This window comes from Aliivibrio fischeri, assembly GCF_009727955.1.
GTDB lineage: Bacteria > Pseudomonadota > Gammaproteobacteria > Enterobacterales > Vibrionaceae > Aliivibrio > Aliivibrio fischeri_A.
Map to the genome: position 1 here is coordinate 1,117,245 of NZ_WOBR01000004.1, position 22,829 is coordinate 1,140,073.

Genomic DNA, 22,829 nt, shown 5'->3' on the forward strand with positions numbered 1-22,829 from the left:
ATGTTAGTCAATATTATGCCGATAAATAGGAGTAACGGATCACGTTTCCATTTTCTCAATCAATAGGCTTATCATGTTTTCTACTATTCAACGATTTTCGCTAATAACGTTTACTGCATTTTCCTTATCTGGCTGTTTTGATACCACTCCAACAACAACGCAGTTATGTGAGGATCATTCTGAGCTACAATGTGATCAATTAAATATGCGTGATGGGCAGTGTCTTAATCAACGTGATGCTCTTATATTAAGTCGCTTTGCTACTTTAAAAAGCCAAAATGACTTAGATAAATTAAAAACCATTCAAGCAACCTATCAATATCAATCCTGTTTAACATCTGCAGCACAAATTGAACCTATCACTGCAAAAGAAATTAAAACAAAGCGTTCAGAAGCACTTATACATACCTATGATGCTATCGATCTATTGAGTATTGAATTGAAAGAATCTAAAGATCCGACCGTTCTTTATTATCGTTGGAGTACTGGTGATAAGTCTGCATTAAGAGAGTTTTTACAACTTGAAGGTTCTCGCTCTCTTGAAACAGCAGAGCTTCAATATGCACTTGCTACCTTTTATGCATTACGCAATGGAAATAAAACCATCACGTTATTGAATCATTCATTAGAACTATTAACTAAAGATGATTATAAAAATGATTTTCATACAACCATTATTAAGTCACTAGCGAGTATTAATCATAAAGAGCAAAACACAGAACACGCTTATATTTGGGCTTTAGTAGGGAAAGAATTTGATCTACAAGTTTCTTCTCAACAACAACTTGACCTTTTGTATCCGTTCTCAGATGCAGAAAAACAAAAACTACAACAAACAAGTGAAGTAATAGTCAAAAGCATTAAAGAACAAAAATTCTCAGCGCAGCTACTTCCAAAAGTAACTGAAAAAAATTAATTCGCTGATATTAACAAAATAAAAGAGGAGCACATTAGGCTCCTTTTTTATTTTATATGGATTTACTTATCTTGCGAAAAATTTAAAGAAACCGAATTGACACAATATCTTTCGTTGGTTGTTTTAGGGCCATCATCAAAAACATGCCCTAAATGACTGTCACAATGACGACAACGGATTTCTATTCTTTTCATCCCGTGGCTGTTATCTTCAATATATCTTATGACTTGCTCGTTCACTGGAGCATCAAAGCTTGGCCATCCACAACCTGAGTCATATTTATTATCAGATACAAATAAAATGGTTTGGCAACAAGTACAGGCGTAATAACCTTTTTCTTTATTATGTAACAACGTTCCTGAGAAAGGCGCTTCAGTTCCTTGTTTTCTACAAATATCAAACTCTTCATTTGTAAGCTTTTTTCGCCACTCTTCATCGGTGTATTCTAAAAATGTTTTTGGTGTATCCATTTTTATAAAACTCCTTTACTTAGACTTCTTTAAATTAAACCTTGCTATATATCACCTTTGTAGCACATACTTTGCCAAAGTAATTTTACAGCAACCAAGCGAAATCACATTAATTGTTATGTCACTTTTTTTCATAAAGTGTCATTTAGGTTACTAAATAACCACAAATTATCCGAATTACGTAAGAATTTTTCTTTATGTTAACAGGATATGGTCTATTTTTTGATTTTAAACAATTAAATTTGGATTTTCACTTGCAGGTTGGCTCAGGATTTTGTAATTTTACTACCAGTTAATTTAAACCTGAAATTCAAATTTAAGTTGTGGAGCAACTATAATGACTATCAAAGTAGGTATTAACGGTTTTGGCCGTATTGGACGTTTCGTATTCCGTGCATCTGTAGAGCGCAATGACATCGAAGTTGTTGGTATTAACGATCTTATCGACGTTGAATACATGGCTTACATGCTTAAGTACGATTCAACTCACGGCCGTTTCAACGGTACAGTTGAAGTTGTAGATGGTAACCTAGTAGTAAACGGCAAAACTGTACGTGTAACTGCTGAGCGTAACCCAGAAGATCTTAAGTGGGATGCAATCAACGTTGACGTTGTTGCTGAAGCAACTGGTCTTTTCCTAGACGACGCAACTGCACGTAAGCACATCACTGCTGGTGCTAAGAAAGTTGTTCTAACTGGTCCTTCAAAAGACGCTACTCCAATGTTCGTAATGGGTGTTAACCACACTTCTTACGCTGGTCAAGACATCGTTTCTAACGCTTCTTGTACTACTAACTGTCTAGCACCTGTTGCTAAAGTTCTTAACGACAAATTCGGTATCGAATCTGGTCTTATGACTACAGTTCACGCTACTACAGCAACTCAAAAAACTGTAGATGGTCCTTCTGCTAAAGACTGGCGCGGTGGCCGTGGTGCTTCTCAAAACATCATCCCATCTTCAACTGGTGCTGCTAAAGCTGTAGGCGTTGTTCTTCCAGAACTAAACGGCCTTCTAACTGGTATGGCTTTCCGTGTACCAACTGCTAACGTTTCTGTAGTTGACCTAACAGTTAACCTAAAAACTGCTGCATCTTACGAAGCAATCTGTGCTGCTATGAAAGAAGCATCTGAAGGCGAGCTTAAAGGTGTTCTAGGTTACACAGAAGACGCTGTTGTTTCTCAAGACTTCATCGGTGAAGTTCAAACTTCAGTATTCGATGCTGCAGCTGGTGTTGCACTAACTGACAAATTCGTTAAAGTTGTATCTTGGTACGACAACGAAATCGGTTACTCAAACAAAGTTCTTGACCTAATCGCTCACGTTTCTAAGTAAGCATTAGTTTAGACTTTCTTTGAAAGCTAACTTAAAAGGTTTTACTATCTTTTAAGAATGAAAGGCGACTTAATTGTCGCCTTTTTTATACCCGAAATTCAGTATTTATCCTTTTTCTATTCAATCTAAAGAAGCAATTTCTCTGAATATGACATAGAAAAAGAATGCATATTTATTATTTTAGGAGTTACCTATGAATCTTACTCAGCTTCCAATTATCAGTGTATTATCTGATAACGTCACTGTTGCTCAATTAGATGATGTAAAAGTGATTCGTGTTATTCATGACAAAGCCAATGCAGCCATTTCTCTTCATGGTGGCCATGTTTTATCTTTTACGCCAAAAGGACAAGACGATCTTATTTGGATGAGTAAAGAAGCCATCTTTAACCCTGAAAAAGCAATTCGTGGCGGGGTTCCTGTATGTTGGCCATGGTTTGGTCGTATCGCCGATCCTGCTCACGGCTTTGCTCGTAATAATGAATGGACACTTATTGAACATCGTGAAAATGATAATGGCGTTATTGTCGTTCTAGGATTAGAAGCATCTGATGCAACCAAAGCGATTTGGCCTTTTGAATTTGAAGCACGCTTAACCGTTGAAATTGGTGATGAATTACGTATTACGCTTGATGCAAAAAATACGGATAACAAGGTATGGAATTGTTCTGGTGCTTTACACACTTATCTTAACGTTGCTGATATTGCATCAACAACAATTACGGGTATGGGCCCAACGTATATTGATGGGCTTCATAATGCCAAACTGTGTACTGGCGAAGAAACACTATCAATAAATGCTGCCGTTGACCGTGTATATACTCAACCAGAAAATACCGTGTCTGTTTCAGATTCTCAGCGTACATTAACGGTCACAAATTCAGGTCATAATGCTGCTGTTATTTGGAACCCTTGGATTGAAGGCGCTGAATCGATGGCCGACATGAATAATGATGGTTACAAAACCATGGTGTGTGTTGAGTCCACTTACCACGCAACAAGTTTAGATGAAGCGCAAACCGTTGAACCAGGTAATGCATTTACGCTAACCACAACGATTAAAGCGTAAGATCAAGATAACCTATTTCGATATTTACCTAAATAAAAACGGAAGCCACTGAGACTTCCGTTTTTTTATATTGTTTGGAAAATAAAGATTATCTCTTATCTTTCCCAGTATGCTTCTTCTAAGCTGTCTTCACGCTCTGGTAAACCACGAGATAAACGTGGAGAGTGCTGAGCTAATACTTCAAAGCTTACACGATTTGAGTATTTACATACTTGTGAGAAAGAAGAATACGTCAAGAAAGAGTGCTGATGCTTGCTTGAGTTTGGCACGTTATTACGGTGGTAATGGTTTGCAGCCATATCATGTAATAAAGCAGATAATGCACCATCACCAGCACCATTAGTGTTCTTAATTTTTTCAGGACCACCCATGTATGGTGAAATGTGTGAAAATACCTTAATAGGGTTTTCACAGCTGTCTTTCACCGCTGGACGGCTAAATTCAAACTGGTTAAATTCAGCAATAGTACCAGGAAGTAATGGCAGTGACGTTTCACGCTTTGCAGAATCTTCAGTGTAACCTGCCATATAAAGACCTACAGGGCCTGCAGTACAAAGAACTAGGTCTACCCACTCAAGAGCCTTGTTTGCAGCTTCTAGAGGGTCTGCTGCACCAGTAAGCGCTTCACCTTCTTCTTCGTTCATTGCAACAACCGTTACATGATCATTTAAGAAATCACGCCAGTATTGTGGATCATCTTGAACCACAAACTTAGTACCCATAGTTAATACAACAGGCACATCATATTTCTTCGCATACTCAATCGCTTTCATTGTTGCTTCAGGCATTGGATCACCTTCTTTACAACGAACAAGATATGCTGTTAAAACTAGGGCTGATGCATTTTTGAAAATCTTCTCAGGAATGCTCTCTGCACGAAGTTGGTTCATGTCACCTTCGCTAATTGCAAACGTACGCTCACCATCTTCACTAATCAGTGCAAAACAGCGACCAATCGCACCCGGTACAGGTTGAAGGTAGTTTAAATCCATTCGGCTAGATGTGTTACATAAATAACGGTATGAATAACTGCCTATGTGAATATCTTCACTCATAACCCCTAATAATGTTGATTTATCATCAGCAAGAACAGAGTAGTTATGAAGCGTATTACCAATCGTACCACCAGCAAATTCATTGCTGATCATATTATTGTCTTTTAATTCATTATAAAGCATTTCAGCTTTATCGTTATCGATAACCAGTGAGTGTCCTTTACTCAAGCCATATTTTTCAATAAAAGCATCATCCACTTTCGCTTCAATATCCACTAGCGTTTGGTCGATACCAATAATATGGGTACGAGACATTTTCTTAGCTTCTTGAGCTTGGCTAACTAATGGATCACGTGCGTGAACAGGAAAATAATGCTTAGATTTACGCTGACCTGGAAATTTCATAAAATAATCATTCAACTGGCTAATGGAAGAACTGCGAAGTTTAGCCGCTCAATAACTCTGCCGCAACTACTGATATACACCACCACCAATAGCAAACGTTTGCTCTTTCTATTTGTTTATACATCTAGCCTTAGGAAGCGATTTCGTGGTAATTTAAAGCGTATTTTTTAAGAGTAATAACCATGACTACTGAACTAATTAGCTACGACGACGTAATTGAAGTCGCTTACGATATCTTCCTAGAAATGGCTCAAGACAATCTTGAACCTGCAGATGTTGCTTTATTCACTTTGCAATTTGATGATCGTGGCGCAGCTGAGGTTGTTGATACCCGTGATGATTGGGCTGAACACGTTGGATTTGAAGTAGATAAAGAAACATACGCTGAAGTATTAATCGGCTTAGTAAATGAAGAATCTGATGCATTAGATGATGTTTTTGCTCGCATGCTAGTTAGCCGTGATCCTGAGCATAAATTCTGTCACATGCTATGGAAACGTGATTAAGTTAATCCCCTACCATATTAATAAAAAGGAGCATTCATTTGCTCCTTTTTTATTCCTGTATTTATTGAATCTACCTCTTTGCATCCCCATTATTCCTTTATGCTCACAAACTGTTTAAACCAATATCCCAATGGTAATTGGTATTAACACAGAATAACGATAAAGGAATACCATGTCACAATTTCAAACTCGATGCCCATCTTGTCATGGGTTAAACCGTCTTCCTACTGAACGAGTCAACGATGGTGCAACTTGTGGTCGCTGTAAGGAATCATTATTAGATGGTAAACCAGTAGAAGGCACAATGGATAACCTAGCCGTTTTACTTAACAGTGAGAAAGCCGTTGTTATTGATTTCTGGGCTCCTTGGTGTAACCCATGCGTTGGCTTCTCTCCTGTTTTTGAAGATGTTGCAGCAGAGCGTAATGGCCAAGTTCGTTGTATTAAAGTCAACACAGAAGCACAGCAACAAATTGCAGCGCAATATCAGATCCGTTCAATACCAACGATCATGGTATTTAAAAACGGTAAGCGTGTAGACATGATTAATGGTGCATTACCAAAAGGCCAATTTGATCAATGGTTAAACCAAGCCTTACTTAAATAACCAAGAAAGTATAAATTGTTCAATAAAACAAAAAGCCCCTTTATGACTTTGCATAAAGGGGCTTTTTATTATTTACCATTTATTATCTATTAATATAGATTAACCGATGAACTCAACACCATTCATGTACTTACGTAGTACTTGTGGGATTGCAATTTTGCCATCAGCTTGTTGGAAGTTCTCAAGAATCGCAACCATTGTACGACCTACAGCAAGACCAGAACCATTTAGTGTATGTACAAGTTCAGGTTTTTTCTCGCCTTTACGACGGAAACGAGCTTGCATACGACGAGCTTGGAAGTCCCACATGTTTGAACAAGAAGAGATTTCACGGTACGTTTCTTGTGCTGGAACCCATACTTCTAAATCGTAAGTTTTACGAGAACCGAAGCCCATATCACCTGTACATAGAACCACTTTACGGTAAGGAAGCTCTAATAATTGAAGAACTTTCTCAGCATGACCGGTTAGTTCTTCAAGTGCAGCCATTGAATCTTCTGGTCTAGTGATTTGTACTAATTCAACTTTATCGAATTGGTGCATACGGATAAGACCACGAGTATCACGACCGTAAGAACCAGCTTCAGAACGGAAACATGGCGTATGAGCTGTCATCTTAAGTGGCATATCAGCTTCATCAGTAATGGTATCGCGCACCATGTTAGTTACTGGAACTTCAGCTGTTGGGATAAGTGATAACTTCTTAAGTGGAACATCACTTACTTGCTCAGTTAGTGGGCTTGTGTGGAACAAGTCTTCACCAAACTTAGGAAGTTGACCAGTACCAAATAAGCTATCTGGGTTTACAAGGTATGGTACATACATTTCTGTGTAGCCATGTTCTTCAGTGTGAAGATCAAGCATAAACTGAGAAAGAGCACGGTGAAGACGAGCAAATTGGCCTTTCATCACGATGAAACGAGAACCAGAGATCTTAACTGCACTTGCGAAATCAAGACCATCAGCCATTTCACCTAGATCAACGTGATCTTTAACTTCAAAGTCATACGCTAAAGGTGTACCCCAACGTAATACTTCTACGTTTTCGTTCTCATCTTTGCCTAGTGGTACTGAATCATCAGGGATGTTAGGTACAGAAAGTGCGATGTCTTCGATTTGTTGTTGAAGCTCTGCTAGTGCTGCTTTTGCTTCATCCAGTTCAGAACCAAGATTCGCAACATCAGCCATAATGCGATCAGCTTCTTCATGATCACCTTTCGCTTTTGCTTGACCAATGGACTTCGAACGGGAGTTACGCTGCGCTTGAAGCTCTTCAGTTTTTACTTGAAGGGACTTACGTTGTTCTTCAAGGTTGCGAAGTGTCTCTACGTCTAGCTTAAAGCCACGACGTGCCAGTTTTTCAGCTGTTTCATCCAGCTCTGTACGAAGTAATTTTGAATCAAGCATTTGTAATCCTATGCCTTATAGTAATGGTGTGTTCAAAATAAAAAGAACTCACTTAATAATAAAATCCTGTGCAATTTTCATTTCCAAATTGCGATTCGAATAAGATACCGAAAATGCCCTTTTATTGGTAGCGTTTTAACGGACTGTTTTGATCTAATTGGGCTAAATATTCTAGCTTTTCACTAATTTTGGTTTCTAAACCACGTTTTGTAGGAAAATAATACTTACGATCACGCATTTCAGGTGGAAAATAGTTCTCACCTGCCGCATAAGCATTTGGCTCATCATGAGCATAACGATAATCTGACCCATACCCCATGTCTTTCATTAATGAGGTCGGTGCATTACGAAGATGATTAGGCACTTCATAATCTGGTGAATTTATCGCATCCATTTGTGCTTGTTTCCATGCCGTATAAACCGCATTACTTTTTGGAGCACACGCTAAATACACAACAGCTTGAGCAATGGCTCGTTCACCTTCAGCAGGACCAATACGAGTAAAACAATCCCATGCATTCATTGCTACTTCCATCGCTCTAGGATCAGCGTTACCGATATCTTCTGAAGCAATAGCAAGTAGGCGACGAGCTACATACAGTGGATCACCACCCGCTGCAATAATTCGAGCGGTCCAGTAAAGAGCCGCATCAGGATTTGAACCGCGAATGGACTTATGAACCGCCGATATTAAGTCATACCACATATCACCTTTATTATCGAAACGTGCAACTTTCTCACCAGCAACTTCCGCTAATAATGGTAAATCAACGACTTTTTTACCTTGTGCGTTTTCTTCTGCCATATCATGCAAAAGCTCTAAATAGTTTAGAGACATACGAGCATCGCCTGATACTAAATCAGCTAGCTGCAATTTCACATCATCAGGTAATACAAAATGTTCATCATTCAAACCACGCTCTTTATCTAGTAAAGCTTGGTCAATGACTTGAACAATATCTTCTTTTTCTAATGATTTTAATTTGTATACACGTGCACGAGATAACAAGGCGTTATTCAGTTCAAAAGACGGGTTTTCTGTTGTTGCGCCAATAAAGGTAATCGTGCCGTCTTCAATATGCGGTAAGAATGCATCTTGTTGGCTTTTGTTAAAGCGATGCACCTCATCCACAAACATAATGGTTCTTCGACCCGTAATTTGATTTTCTTTGGCCTTTTCAATTGCCGCTCGAATATCTTTAACGCCAGAGGTTACCGCTGAAACTCGTTCAACTTCTGCATTCGCATAATTAGCCGCGACTTCCGCTAATGTAGTTTTGCCTGTTCCCGGAGGTCCCCACAAAATCATTGAGTGGATTTGACCCGCTTCTAATGCTCGACGCAGTGGTTTACCTACACCTAGCAAGTGTTGTTGACCAATATATTGCTCAATATTTTGCGGACGCATTCTAGCAGCAAGGGGACGATAATCGTCCCCTGCTGAAAAATCTAAACTGAAATTACTCACGTTTATCCTTTTAGTTTCTTAGATGCACGCTTATTAACGTTGATCGTCAATATCTACACCATCAGGAATCGCAAATGTAAAATTATCTTTAGCAGGCTTCTTTGCTTCAAACTTTGTGAAATCAAAATCACTACGTTGACCATCTTGCTCAACAACTGAGAAACCCGTTACTTTGCCGTTTTCTTGAATGCGAACAATAAATTCACTTTTTACGGCAGAATCTGCTTTTGGCGAAACCGTAAACGCATCACCATTTTGGCTTACTGAGTAATTGTCCCAATCCGAAGCTTTATTACGAGTTAATAATACGAACGGTGTTTGAGTTGTTGCTTTCTCTAACCCCATTAATGTTACTTGCTCAACAAAGGGATTGTAATACCACAAAGTTTTACCATCGGTGACTAATAGGTTCTCATCAGGCGTTTGTGTATGCCAACGAAACAAGTTAGGACGCAATATTTTCACATCGCCCTCACCTTGCATTAATACGTCACCTTCTGGGCTTAATACTTTTTGTGTGAAACCAGCTTCAAAGCCTGCATTCTGATTCAATCGTTCTGTTAGTTCACTTTGAGGTGATGCCAATACCGTCGAACTTAATAAACAGAGAGAAAATAAAAACTTCTTCATTACACTTTCACTTCTTAAAAATTAGGATTAATCATGCATACCTACAGGAGGCGGTGCAATTACTTCACGGTTACCATTATGACCCGGAGTACTAACAATGCCATGCGCTTCTAATTGTTCAACAATACGAGCGGCTCGGTTATAACCGATTCTAAATTGACGCTGAACACCCGACACTGAACCACGACGTGATGTTGTTACAAACTCAACCACCTGATCAAACAGCTGATCTAGCTCTTCTTCACCTTCAGGTTTTTCTCCTGGAAGTAATGCTTCAGCACCTTGATCGCTCTTAGTGATCGCATCAATATAATTTGGACGACCACGCGCTTTCCAATCATTCACTACCGCATGTACGTCATCATCTGATGCAAAAGCACCATGAACACGTACCGTGTGGTTAGACCCAGGCGCTAAGTAGAGCATATCACCCATACCTAATAGAGATTCTGCACCACCTTGGTCAAGAATGGTTCTTGAGTCAGTTTTAGTTGATACGGTAAACGCCACACGTGTTGGGATGTTTGCTTTAATCAAACCCGTAATAACATCAACAGATGGACGTTGTGTTGCAAGAATTAAGTGGATACCTGCTGCACGTGCTTTTTGAGCTAATCGAGCAATCAACTCTTCCACTTTCTTACCAACAACCATCATTAAGTCAGCAAATTCATCAACGATAACAACGATAGATGGCAGCTTCTCAAGTAATGGTGGCATTTCATCCATGCTGTCACCCGGTTTCCATAATGGATCATGGATTGGGTGTCCCGCTTCTGCTGCCATTTTTAATTTATCGTTAAAGCCTTTTAGATTTCGAACACCTAATGCAGACATTAACTTATAACGACGTTCCATTTCACCAACACACCAACGCAGAGCATTACCTGCATCTTTCATGTCAGTTACCACTTCCGTCAATAAGTGTGGGATTCCTTCATAGATAGAAAGTTCCAACATTTTTGGATCGATCATAATGAAACGTACATCTTCTGGTGTCGCTTTATAAAGCACACTCAAGATCATTACGTTTACACCAACTGATTTACCTGAACCTGTTGTACCTGCAACTAATACGTGAGGCATTTTTGCAAGATCAGCAATCACCGCTTCACCCGCAATATCTTGTCCCATTACAACCGTCGTTGGAGACTTAGCTTCAATAAACTTCTGGCTACCAACAACGTCAGAGAAGAAAACGGTTTGTCGATTAAAGTTAGGTAATTCAAGACCTACATAAGGTTTACCCGGAATAACTTCAACCACACGCACTGCCATTGCTGATAAAGAACGAGCTAAGTCCATCGCTAGACCTGAAATACGGCTAACCTTAACACCCGGAGCTAAATCTAATTCAAATCGAGTAATTACAGGCCCTGGGAAAATATCCACCACTCGTGCTTTAATTTTGTAATCCGCTAATTTAGCTTCAACCAAACGTGCGGTATGCTCTAGCGATTCACGAGACTCTAGCTCCTCACGAGTATCCGGTGAGAAAAGCAAATCCAACGTAGGCATTGGTGATGTTGGCTTTGGTAAATTCGGCTCAGATTGCACTAAGAACGGATTTTGTAACGCTGCTTGAGTTGCCTTTTCTTTTGCAACCAACGCTTGGAACGCAGCTACATCAGCATCAGAATGCGTTGGCGTTTCATCTTCAAGTACTTCTTCAAAAACAGGTTCGGTAACAGGAGTAGCATTAACCTCTGGAATGTCGGCCGCATAAGGTTGAGATTGAACAAAGTTTGGTTCATCTTCAACATCATCAGTATCCACTGCGCTGAATGTTGGTAACACAGGCTCTTCTTCACTTTCTGATGCTTCTTGAGCTGAGAAATGAGCTTGAGTACTTAAAGTATTCTCTTCTTCGACATGCTCACTTACCGAATCGACGTTAACAGAATCAAATTGAGCCGCATTATTCTCGTCATAAGATGCATGAGAAATAACATCACTTTCTTTCATTTCTAATTCATCAGAAATCGGAGACGTTGCTAACTCTTCTTCTGCATAAACTGGATGTTCTTGCTCTGTGTTTTCTTCTGGTTCTTGTGTCGAACTAAACGAAGAATCAAAAGAGGTATCTTGCATATCAAACGTAGGAGAAGACACTTCTGGAATATCAATGGAATCGCCAGCAAAAGAGTCACTACTCATCGCTGTTGTAGTAACCGCAGCAGCGGCTGCATTCTGTGTAAAGGCCGTTTCAGCATCAACCTGGCTTAATAATGGATCTTGCTCCAAGGCTTCATGGTCAAGCTCTGCAATCGTCGCATTACTGCGCATAGATAAATTTAAACCATCTTCTAATAGTTCTGGTTCTTGATTTACCGCCATTGTTTCAGCGTTACTTTCTACGCCTTGAGCAACTTCAGCAATCTCATGAGAATTAAACTCTGGTGCTATTGTTGAATCAGCCACATTTGGCTCTTCAATATGTGTATTTGTTGTAAATAATGGATCTTCATTATGCAGAGAGTGATCGGACTCTTGAGCAAACACATCAACTGACGATGTTGAAAATAGTGGATCATCATCTGCTGAATAAAAATCATCAGCCGCTTTAGCTGTAGAAACAGATGCCGCAGCTATACCCGCTCCTACCGCGCCAAAACTTGGTAGTTCACTTGCAGATATCTTAGGTGTCGCATATGGGTCAAGTGGTTCATCGTCTTCCACCGTAGTCATCGATGGCGCAGAAGCGAATGGCTCAGTCTTTTCTGATTTTGTTTCTACAATCGGCTGCTCATTTTCAACTTCGTAAGTTTCATCTTCTGTTTTACGAACTTTATTCACTAAAGCACGGGTTGCTTCTAAAACAAAACCGCCTAGGTTATCAACTATCGTTAACCAAGATACACCTGTGAATAAAGTTAAACCTGCACCCCATAAGAACATGAAGATAAGTGTTGAACCCAATACATTTAAAATCGGATTAGTGATACTGGTTAATACATCACCTACTACACCACCAGATGAGAAATACCAAAGATCATCAAAGTTGATATCAGCCAAAGCACAGCTTGTTAAGAACAAGATCAATAACCCTAAAATACGAGTTCCGATCATCATCAGATCTAATTCAGTTTCTTGCTCTTCTTCTCTTCTGCGGAAAACAATCCAAGTACAACCAAGTAAGATCACCGGCAATAAATAAGCTAAAGATCCAAAAGCAAAAAACAACGTATCCGCAATCCATGCACCAAATGAACCACCTGCATTTTCTACAGAGCCTGCCCATGCAGTTTGTGTCCATGATGGATCGGCTGGATTAAAACTGAATAATGAAATCGTAATGAATATTGTTGCGAGTAAACCTACGATAAAAAGCGCTTCTTGTAGGCGTTGGTTGCCATTTAGACGCTCTTTTTCAGGTTCAGCCACAGCCTCAACTTTTAATGTCGTAAGCTGTGTTTTTCTTTCTGCAATTTTTTCTTTAATCTTTGTAAACAAAATACTGTCCATTGATACGATACTTAGATTTAGTCATCCCTCTTTAAAATGCGAATTCGAGGAGAAGCAAGGATCACTGAATCTCTATAAAATAAAAACAAGTCGAGCGGCACTACGCCGCTCGTCATTACTTAATAGTAATTATAGGTAAATAATATACCTAAAATGCCATTAAGCTCTGCAAGTTTTTGTAAAAATAAAGAAAATATCTCGATATTTACAATCTTGCTTCAATTAGCGAGTCTTAATCACTAAATGGTTCGTTTGTTTTACTTCTTCCATAACAACATAAGTACGAGTGTCGTTAACGCCCGGAAGTCGTAATAGTGTATCACCAAGTAATCGACGATAAGCACTCATATCTGATACACGAGTCTTTAAAAGATAGTCAAAATCACCTGATACAAGATGACACTCTTGAATATCGTCTAATAACTGTACTGCAGCATTAAATTGTTCAAAAACATCTGGTGCACCACGGTTCAACGTGATTTCAACAAATACCAATAATGACGCATCAAGATATTGTGGGTTTAACAATGCTGTATAACCATTGATATACCCTTGGCGTTCTAGACGGCGAACGCGCTCTAAACATGGAGTTGGCGATAGGCCTACTCTCTTAGATAATTCAACATTTGAAATTCGACCATCTTTCTGGAGTTCATTCAAAATATTGCGATCGATACGATCCAGTTCCTTGGAAGGTTTCTTATTATCTACCATTTTTTATTCCACCTTATTACTTCCTTGCAAAAAAATATACTACAACTTTTTAATATTTAGCATCAAATTTTGCCATTTACAATCTATACTAGATAAAAACTCGAAACAAAAACCCTACAACCAGTCATAATAACCATAAAACAAAAGGAAATCAGGATGATCATTGGAGTACCTAAAGAAATAAAAAATCATGAATATCGCGTTGGAATGATCCCTGCGAGTGTTCGCGAATTAATATCTCATGGCCATACCGTATTTGTCGAAACAAAAGCCGGCTCAGGCATTGGTTTTACCGACGAAGACTACATCGCGGTTGGTGCATCCATTCTTCCTACAGCTGAAGACGTATTCGCCAAAGCTGAAATGATTATTAAAGTTAAAGAACCTCAGGCTGTCGAGCGTGCAATGCTTCGTGAAGGGCAAATTTTATTCACGTACTTACATCTTGCACCAGATCTTCCACAAACTAAAGACCTAATCAAGAGTAAAGCTGTCTGCATCGCATATGAGACTGTAACAGATAATATGGGTCGTCTGCCACTATTAGCGCCAATGTCAGAAGTTGCAGGCCGAATGTCTATTCAAGCAGGCGCACAAACATTAGAGAAATCAAACGGTGGTCGAGGCTTACTTTTAGGTGGTGTTCCGGGCGTTGAACCAGCAAAAGTCGTCATTGTTGGCGGTGGTGTTGTAGGTGCGAATGCTGCTCGTATGGCAGTAGGAATGCGTGCCGATGTAACTATATTAGACCGCAATATCGATACACTACGTCATCTAGATGAAGAGTTCCAAGGTCGTGCTAAAGTTGTTTATTCTACGGTTGATGCCATTGAAAAACACGTCCTAGAAGCTGATTTAGTCGTTGGTGCGGTACTTATTCCGGGCGCAGCAGCACCTAAGTTAATTACAGCAGAACATATTAAACGCATGAAACCGGGGGCAGCGGTTGTTGATGTTGCTATTGATCAAGGTGGTTGTTTTGAAACATCTCATGCCACGACTCATGCTGATCCAACTTATATTGTGGATGAAGTTGTCCATTACTGTGTTGCTAACATGCCTGGAGCGGTAGCTCGAACGTCTACATTCGCCCTAAATAATGCAACACTTCCTTACATAATTAAATTAGCGGACAAAGGATATAAAGCGGCTTTATTAGAAGATAAAGGCTTCTTAGGTGGCTTAAACGTCATTCACGGTAAAGTAACTTGCAAAGAAGTAGCAGAAAGTTTCGACTTAGAATATGTCGAGCCTGAAACAGCAATCAGCGCTTAAAAGTATATCCTATAACAAAATCATTTGAGGGCACCTATTACGGTGCCCTTTCTTTCATCGAATAAATTCCCTACAATCAGAAAATTACTAATACGGTGGCTAACGCTGTGTTAACTGCCCTTTTCTCTATTTTGTTTTAGCTCGGAGATCCTATGAGCAACGTTAAGCATTCAAAATTACTAATTCTTGGTTCTGGTCCTGCGGGTTACACTGCTGCTGTTTACGCTGCACGAGCTAACTTAAATCCAGTAATGATCACTGGTATGCAACAAGGTGGTCAATTAACAACGACAACCGAAGTCGAAAACTGGCCAGGTGGTGCAGCTGATATGACAGGCCCAGGTTTAATGGAAGAAATGAAAGCACACGCAGAGCGCTTCAACACTGAAATCATTTTTGACCATATAAATGAAACTGATTTTAGCCAACGACCTTTCCGTTTAAAAGGCGACTCAGGTGAATACACTTGTGATGCATTAATCATTTCAACTGGTGCATCAGCTAAATATTTAGGTTTAGAATCTGAAGAAGCATTCAAAGGCCGTGGCGTGTCTGCTTGCGCAACATGTGATGGTTTCTTCTATCGTAACCAAAAAGTCGCGGTTGTTGGTGGTGGTAATACTGCAGTTGAAGAAGCATTATACCTATCAAATATCGCAGCTGAAGTTCACTTAATTCACCGTCGTGACTCTTTCCGTTCTGAAAAAATCTTAATTGATCGTCTAATGGACAAAGTTGAAAACGGAAATATCATTCTTCATACCGACCGTACCCTAGAAGAAGTACTGGGTGATGACATGGGCGTAACTGGTGTTCGATTAAAAGACACCAAATCGGATACCACTGAAGATTTAGAAGTTATGGGCGCGTTCATTGCTATTGGCCACCAACCAAATACAGCTATTTTCAATGGTCAACTTGATATGGAAAATGGCTATATCAAAGTAAAATCAGGCCTTGAAGGTAATGCAACTCAAACAAGTGTTGAGGGTATTTTTGCTGCTGGTGACGTTATGGACCATAATTACCGTCAAGCAATTACATCTGCAGGTACTGGCTGTATGGCCGCTTTAGATGCAGAACGCTTTTTAGATGCGTTAGAAGCAAAAGAAAGTTAAACTATCTCTGTTAACGTTAAACCCGAAGTTAATGCTTCGGGTTTCTTTTGCTCATCTTATTTTGTTGATGTGCCTATTTTTTCTGATATTCCAATTATTAAAATAGAAAAAGTAGTGCGTGCAAAATAATACAAAACGTAAGCTTTCAATATTATGGATAAAATACAACAACGCGAGTTAGGTAAATGGCTCAAGGGTCAAAGCAAGCTTGCAAAAAAATGGCTAACCCTCTCTATCGGGCTCGGCTTTCTTTCCAGTCTTTTTCTTATTGCTCAAGCGGCATTACTTGCCGATATTCTGCACCAATTAATCGTAGAACAAGTCGATAAATACGAACTGATTTCGCACTTTGTTGCTATCTTAGTGTTTGTTGCTATTCGTGCCCTTTGTAGTTGGGGACGAGAAATTGCAGGTTACCGATGTGGTGAACACATTCGAGTACACATTCGCCAATTGATTTTGAATAAACTTCAAGAATTAGGACCTGCTTACATCAAAGGAAAACCTGCGGGAACATGGGCAACCTTATTGCTTGAACAAGTTGAAGACATGCAAGACTTCTTCTCTCGCTATCTTCCACAAATGTCGCTATCGGTTTTGATTCCATTTGTTATATTAATTGTCGTATTCCCTCAAAACTGGGCCGCAGGATTAATATTTTTGCTTACCGCGCCATTAGTTCCATTATTTATGGCGCTAGTTGGAATGGGAGCTGCAGATGCTAACCGACGCAATTTTAAAGCATTGCAACGTTTATCAGGTCATTTCTATGATCGTCTGCAATCAATGACAACCATACGCTTATTCAATAAAACAGCACAAGAAACTGAACACCTACATGGCGCTTCGGAAATTTTCCGTAAACGCACTATGGAAGTATTGCGACTGGCGTTCTTATCTTCTGCTGTTCTAGAATTTTTCACCTCAATTTCAATTGCTATTGTAGCGGTTTACTTCGGTTTTACGTTTATTGGTGAGCTAGATTTCGGGCATTACGGAACAACCGTTACTCTGTTCACCGGCCTATTCATTCTTATTCTTGCTCCAGAATTTTATCAACCACTTCGTGATTTAGGTACCTTCTATCATGCTAAAGCACAAGCCATTGGTGCAGCAGAATCACTGGTTGAATTTCTAGACACAAAAACAGAACAACAAGCTCAAGGCGATAAAAAAGTCTCTGAATCTACAACTCTTGATATTCAGGTTGAAGAGTTAATCGTAACAACTCACGATGGAAAAAACCTATTAGGTCCTATCAGCTTTCATCTAAAAGAAGGCTCTCAGACTGCACTTATTGGTCCGAGTGGTGCAGGCAAAACAAGTTTGATTAATGCCGTTCTTGGCTTCCTTCCATATCAAGGAAGTATCAAGATTAATGGCATTGAATTATCAGAGTTAGATAAAACAGAATGGTATAAAGAAATCAACTGGGTTGGCCAAAACCCAACATTGGTTCACGGTACGATTCAGGAAAATATCACGCTAGGTAAACAAGATATAACTCAAGAACAACTTGATACTGCATGTGAGCATGCATTTGCTAATGAGTTCATTACTGATCTTGGTTATCAGCATGCAATTTCTGATCGTTCTGGCGGCTTATCTGTAGGACAAGCACAGCGACTGGCATTAGCAAGAGCATTACTGCAACAAGGGCGTTTATGGATCTTAGATGAACCAACAGCAAGTCTTGATGCCAAAAGCGAACGTTTAGTAATGAAAAGCCTAAATCAAGCAACTCAAGGCTTAACTACATTAATGATCACTCACCGCTTAGATCAACTTCATGCAATGGACTCTATCCTTGTATTAGATAAAGGGAAAATAGTTCAATCTGGCTCATTTGATGAAATAAAAGATTCTGGCCTATTTGCGAATATGCTAGCGGCAAAACAACCAGTGCAAGGTGATCTCGATGCGTGATTTACTTCCTTATATCAAACTCTATAAAAAACATTGGTTCGGTTTAACACTTGGTATGTTACTCAGCTTTGCGACTTTGTTTGCTTCTATTGGTTTGCTGACGATTTCTGGCTGGTTCATCTCAGCTTCAGCAATTGCGGGCTTAACCATTGCAAGAGAAACATTCAACTACATGCTCCCTGCCGGTGCCGTTCGTGGTTTCTCTATTGGCCGTACTGCTGGACGATGGGGCGAACGTGTTGTTAGTCATAACGCCACATTCAAACTGCTAACTGAATTACGTATTTTCTTCTTTAAGAAACTAATACCGCTTATCCCAGGTCGTTTCTCAAAGCTACGTGATGCGGATTTATTAAACCGTCTTGTTGCTGATGTTGATGCAATGGACCATGTTTATTTACGTTTAGTTAGCCCAATAATTGTAGGTACTTTAGGTATTATCGGACTGACTGCATTTCTTGCATGGTTTGATATCACTATCGGTCTAACTCTTGGAGCTATTTTACTTTCTCTATTATTAATCTGGCCGACGCTATTTTATAAGTTAGGTAAGCACAATGGCTCAGAGCTGACCCAAAACAAAGCAACACTAAGAATCAAAACCCTAGATTGGCTACAGGGTAATGCTGAATTACGCATTTTTGGGGCTGAAGCTCAATACCGTCAGCGCATTCTTGATGCACAAACGGCACTATTAGCTAACCAACACCGTATGGCCGCTTTAACAGGATTAGCGAATGGTCTGCTACTGCTTGCTAACGGCTGGACACTACTATTAATGTTGTGGATTGCTGGTGATGGTATTGCAGGAATGACACCTGATCCTATGGTCGCTATGGTTGCATTTGCGACAATGGCAAGTTTTGAACTGCTTATGCCAATAGCGGGCGCATTTCAATATCTAGGACAAACACTAAGCTCAGCTCGTCGCCTGAATGAAATCATCACAGCAGAGCCAGATACCGTGTTTGATGAAAATGGTGTTGATCAAGCCGTCAAAGGTAATTTAACAATCTCGAATGTGGATTACCAATACATGGATGCAGATACTAATGCGATTAATGCCATCTCACTTGACCTACTTGCAGGGCAAAAAATGGCCATTGTTGGTCAAACTGGTTCAGGTAAATCAACCTTATTGCAATTGTTAACTCGTCAATGGGATCCAAAGTCAGGTTACATTGCTATTGATGGGGTTAAGTTACCTAAATGGAAAGAATCAAGTCTTCGTAGTGCAATGTCAGTAGTAAGCCAACGAGTCGATATTTTAAATGGTTCTCTAAGAGATAACTTACTACTCGCTGATGATACAGCAAGCGATGAAAAACTGATTGAAACCTTAAATCAAGTTGGATTAAAAGATCTAACAATTGACGAAGGTCTTAATGCTTGGTTAGGCGATGGCGGCCGACAACTCTCTGGTGGTGAACGTCGTCGAATTGGAATTGCACGAGCGTTATTACATGATGCACCAATTGTACTATTGGATGAGCCAACAGAAGGCTTAGATCAAAAAACCGAACAACAAATTATGTCAGTGCTAAATAAACACATTGAACACAAAACCGTTGTGTTTATTACCCACCGTCTAGTGAATCTAGAGCAAATGGATCATATTTGTTTGATGGATCACGGTGAAATCGTTGAACAAGGTACGCATGATAGCCTACTTTCTCTTAAAGGCGCTTACCACCAATTATGGCAACGCTTTTAATCAACATTAAGTAGTTTAAGATAATAAAAAGCCGATATGACTATCATATCGGCTTTTTTGTATCAGTAAATAAGAGCAATACCTAAACGTACTTCTCTTCGAACTCTTTCATAAATTGCACAAGTGCTTCAACACCTTCTAGTGGCATTGCGTTATAAATTGATGCACGCATACCCCCAACAACTCGGTGTCCTTTCAAAGCTTTTAAACCCGCTTCGTCAGCTAATTCAAGAAACTTCGCATCCAACTCAGGATTTGCTAGTTGGAATGGTACATTCATCAAAGAACGATTATCAGAATGAACGTCATTACGATAAAAATCCGAGTGGTCAATGTAATCATACAGAACCGCTGCTTTCTTACGGTTGTGTGTTTCCATTGCATCAATACCACCATTAGATTTCAACCATTTGAAAACTAATCCCGCAAGATACCAAGCATAAGTTGGAGGCGTATTAAACATCGATTCTTTATCTGCTAATACACCGTAGTTTAATACACTCGGTAAAGCTTGAGCGGCTAAATCCAATAGGTCATCACGAACAATAACAATTGTTAAGCCCGCAGGACCAATATTCTTCTGTGCTCCAGCATAAATAACACCGTATTTAGACACATCAATTTTACGCGATAAAATTGTCGATGACATATCAGCAACAATCGGTTTGTCTGTTACTGGTAAATCATTAATCTCTATTCCATCGATGGTTTCATTTGGACAAAAATGAACATACGCAGCATCATCGCTTAATGTCCACTCAGAAGCCGGTTGAACCGCTTTCTTACCATCAACATCAATAATGGTATTAATCACATTTGGCGTACAATATTTTTGCGCTTCTTCAACCGCACTTTGAGCCCAATAACCAGCATCAACATAATCAGCTTTAGTATTACCGCCCAATAAATTTAAAGGTACTGCAGCAAACTGAGCTCTCGCTCCACCCTGACAAAATAACACTTTATAGTTGTCTGGAATCGCTAATAAGTCACGTAAGTCTTGCTCTGATTCTTCAGCAACTTTAATAAACTCTTTACTGCGGTGACTTATTTCCATCACAGATGTGCCTAAGCCATTCCAATTTACCAATTCCTTTTGAGCTTGGGCGAGAACGTCTACTGGTAACATTGCTGGTCCAGCACAAAAGTTAAATACTTTTTCCATGTTTCTTAAAACTCCTGTTGATGTTTACAACACTAACTGACAAAAAATGATTACGAAATTAATAACACCTTTCATCTCATAAAGGAATCAGAAAGTGATCTATTTCACTAAATCCATAACAATGACAGATAAAAATAAGAAATATCAGTTAAAAAAATAGCCCACCAAAGTGAGCTATTTATATAAATATAAATGAATTAACGAAGATAAGTTAAAAAGCCTAATAGCATAAATAAAGGCATTTTTTGACCATTTGGTAACTCAATTTGACCATTAGCAATCTTCGCTGATAGACGATAATTATCACCTTCTTCCGTTGCAAACTCATTAACAAGTAATTCATCCATTTGCATACGAAGCTCTGGTGTCTCATCTACCAATTTTTTCGCAATAACTAACTCAGAACTGCCTTGTAGTGTTTGAACGAGTTTATCTGCATTTTGAGAAGCTCGCGCAGTCCCTGCTGGTAGAGTAAGCAGAATTTGGCTATTCACTTTACTGCCTAGTACATCAGCACTGAATTCATTTAAGTTTACTTTAAAACCTTTCGCAGCAAGTAAATCAAAAGACAACATTAATTGCTGTACTTTTTCTGGCGTGATTTCTTGATCTTGTAATAGAGGAACTAGCTTAATTAATGCGTCATAGTTCAGCTCTTCAAAACTTAAGTCAAAAACACCATTTTCCAAAGTACCACTATCTGTAACGATTTCATTTATCGTTAGTTTATTGCTAGAGCTTAATGCATTGTCTTCTGGCTTATCTTTTACTTCTTTGATTTGGTTAATGCTCGTATAGGTAAAGCCTTTCACTTCATTGTGATTTTGACCTTCTACGTCATTTAACACCAATTTGTCCATGCCAATGTTTGCTTCACCAATAAAGATATCACCCACATAATGACCGACACTCTGACCTTTTACGTTATCAACAACAAACTCTGATTGATTATCTAAACGTAATTCAGTCTTAGGTAGGTCGTAAGCTAAAGTAAATTGACCATCTTTTTGTACCGTCGCAGATACTTGACTTGCGGCAACAAATAGCTTTTCAACACCTTGAGAACGTAAATCGTCATTAACAAAATTAGCGTCTTGGCTTGAAAGCAGTAACTCAGTTGTGCCTGTTAATTGACTCTCTGTAGTTAGCTTAAGTCCTTTAATAAAATCAGACTTATTAGCTTCAGTTTCAAATGTTGATACCGAAGAGATCGATAATAAACCATGAGATATTTCATGATTCACAATAATGTCAGTTGGATAGCCCGCATGCTCTAATTCAGCACTTAAACCAGGATCAACAACATGAATTCGACTTTGAGCCGTCGAACTTAAATAACCGCGATCATAAGAAAGATTTTCAATAGCAATAACTGAATTATCATAAGAAGCGATTCCATCTTTAAAAATGGCTTCACCAATCTTCCCTGTCGCAAATGGCCAGCAAGCAACAAGAGCAACCGCTCCGCCTATTGCTGCATATTTTTTTAACTCATTCATATTGGTATCCAACGTTATCAATTTCAATCAGTTTACCTAACACAACAAGCTCAATACAACTCTATTTATTAGATAACTGCGTCATATATAACAAAACTTACTATGCTTGGCTTAATTTTTGCTTTATTTTATTAAATATATATACAT

General features: G+C 39.2%; 17 protein-coding genes and 2 pseudogenes. 9 read left to right on the forward strand and 10 right to left on the reverse strand.

What is annotated here, in order from left to right; translation table 11 throughout:
• Nucleotides 1-73: 73 nt before the first annotated feature.
• Nucleotides 74-916, forward strand: a complete 843-nt coding sequence (locus tag GNP81_RS08465) for a DUF2989 domain-containing protein (RefSeq protein ID WP_155672083.1) — start codon at nt 74-76, stop codon at nt 914-916.
• Nucleotides 917-978: 62 nt separating this feature from the next.
• On the opposite strand, the gene msrB is transcribed toward GNP81_RS08465, so the two are convergent.
• Entirely contained in the window at nt 979-1,386 is a 408-nt protein-coding gene (msrB, locus tag GNP81_RS08470; RefSeq protein ID WP_155672084.1) for a peptide-methionine (R)-S-oxide reductase MsrB, read from the reverse strand.
• Nucleotides 1,387-1,723: 337 nt separating this feature from the next.
• On the opposite strand from msrB, the gene gap reads away from it, so the two are divergent.
• Nucleotides 1,724-2,719 carry a type I glyceraldehyde-3-phosphate dehydrogenase gene (gap, locus tag GNP81_RS08475; protein ID WP_005418545.1) on the forward strand — a complete coding sequence of 332 codons (996 nt, stop codon included), beginning with the start codon at nt 1,724-1,726 and terminating at the stop codon, nt 2,717-2,719.
• A gap of 193 nt (nt 2,720-2,912) precedes the next feature.
• A complete protein-coding gene (locus GNP81_RS08480; protein WP_155672085.1) occupies nt 2,913-3,788 on the forward strand; it encodes a D-hexose-6-phosphate mutarotase in 876 nt (291 codons plus the stop codon).
• Nucleotides 3,789-3,883: 95 nt separating this feature from the next.
• On the opposite strand, the gene GNP81_RS08485 is transcribed toward GNP81_RS08480, so the two are convergent.
• A complete protein-coding gene (locus GNP81_RS08485) occupies nt 3,884-5,188 on the reverse strand; it encodes an inosine/guanosine kinase (RefSeq protein WP_155672086.1) in 1,305 nt (434 codons plus the stop codon).
• A 182-nt stretch (nt 5,189-5,370) separates the two neighbouring features.
• Between GNP81_RS08485 and GNP81_RS08490 the strand changes: the two genes are divergently transcribed.
• A complete protein-coding gene (locus GNP81_RS08490; protein WP_005418542.1) occupies nt 5,371-5,694 on the forward strand; it encodes an HI1450 family dsDNA-mimic protein in 324 nt (107 codons plus the stop codon).
• Between the two features lie 172 nt (nt 5,695-5,866).
• Nucleotides 5,867-6,301 carry a thioredoxin TrxC gene (gene trxC / locus GNP81_RS08495; protein WP_155672087.1) on the forward strand — a complete coding sequence of 145 codons (435 nt, stop codon included), beginning with the start codon at nt 5,867-5,869 and terminating at the stop codon, nt 6,299-6,301.
• Nucleotides 6,302-6,400: 99 nt separating this feature from the next.
• Here the strand turns inward: trxC and serS are convergent, their stop codons facing one another.
• From serS to lrp, 6 genes and pseudogenes are all read right to left on the reverse strand, one after another.
• On the reverse strand, nt 6,401-7,708 hold the full coding sequence (serS, locus tag GNP81_RS08500) for a serine--tRNA ligase (RefSeq protein WP_005418528.1): 1,308 nt from the start codon (nt 7,706-7,708) through the stop codon (nt 6,401-6,403).
• A gap of 121 nt (nt 7,709-7,829) precedes the next feature.
• Nucleotides 7,830-9,182 (reverse strand): replication-associated recombination protein A, encoded by a 1,353-nt coding sequence (locus GNP81_RS08505; protein WP_336495398.1) that lies wholly within the window; start codon nt 9,180-9,182, stop codon nt 7,830-7,832.
• A gap of 27 nt (nt 9,183-9,209) precedes the next feature.
• Nucleotides 9,210-9,806, reverse strand: coding sequence for an outer membrane lipoprotein periplasmic chaperone LolA (lolA, locus tag GNP81_RS08510; protein ID WP_155672088.1), 597 nt, complete (start codon nt 9,804-9,806; stop codon nt 9,210-9,212).
• 27 nt (nt 9,807-9,833) lie between these two features.
• Nucleotides 9,834-11,339: pseudogene (locus tag GNP81_RS19545) on the reverse strand (DNA translocase FtsK); the annotation flags it as partial.
• Nucleotides 11,340-11,783: 444 nt separating this feature from the next.
• Nucleotides 11,784-13,271 (reverse strand): annotated as a pseudogene (locus GNP81_RS19550) (DNA translocase FtsK 4TM domain-containing protein); the annotation flags it as partial.
• A gap of 222 nt (nt 13,272-13,493) precedes the next feature.
• Nucleotides 13,494-13,985, reverse strand: coding sequence for a leucine-responsive transcriptional regulator Lrp (gene lrp / locus GNP81_RS08520; protein WP_005418488.1), 492 nt, complete (start codon nt 13,983-13,985; stop codon nt 13,494-13,496).
• 156 nt (nt 13,986-14,141) lie between these two features.
• On the opposite strand from lrp, the gene ald reads away from it, so the two are divergent.
• The 4 genes from ald (at nt 14,142) to cydC (ending at nt 20,018) form a co-directional block, all read left to right on the forward strand.
• A complete protein-coding gene (ald, locus tag GNP81_RS08525) occupies nt 14,142-15,260 on the forward strand; it encodes an alanine dehydrogenase (RefSeq protein ID WP_155672090.1) in 1,119 nt (372 codons plus the stop codon).
• Between the two features lie 152 nt (nt 15,261-15,412).
• Entirely contained in the window at nt 15,413-16,378 is a 966-nt protein-coding gene (gene trxB / locus GNP81_RS08530; protein WP_155672091.1) for a thioredoxin-disulfide reductase, read from the forward strand.
• A gap of 153 nt (nt 16,379-16,531) precedes the next feature.
• Nucleotides 16,532-18,304 (forward strand): heme ABC transporter permease/ATP-binding protein CydD, encoded by a 1,773-nt coding sequence (gene cydD, locus GNP81_RS08535; RefSeq protein WP_155673430.1) that lies wholly within the window; start codon nt 16,532-16,534, stop codon nt 18,302-18,304.
• Nucleotides 18,297-20,018 (forward strand): heme ABC transporter ATP-binding protein/permease CydC, encoded by a 1,722-nt coding sequence (gene cydC, locus GNP81_RS08540; RefSeq protein ID WP_155672093.1) that lies wholly within the window; start codon nt 18,297-18,299, stop codon nt 20,016-20,018. Before cydD ends, cydC begins: the two co-directional genes overlap by 8 nt.
• Before the next feature lie 82 nt (nt 20,019-20,100).
• Here cydC and serC read toward each other — a convergent pair whose 3' ends face one another.
• A complete protein-coding gene (gene serC / locus GNP81_RS08545; RefSeq protein WP_017018408.1) occupies nt 20,101-21,183 on the reverse strand; it encodes a 3-phosphoserine/phosphohydroxythreonine transaminase in 1,083 nt (360 codons plus the stop codon).
• A gap of 197 nt (nt 21,184-21,380) precedes the next feature.
• Complete coding sequence (locus GNP81_RS08550; RefSeq protein ID WP_155672094.1) at nt 21,381-22,682, reverse strand: DUF945 family protein; 1,302 nt, start codon at nt 22,680-22,682, stop codon at nt 21,381-21,383.
• Nucleotides 22,683-22,829: the final 147 nt, after the last annotated feature.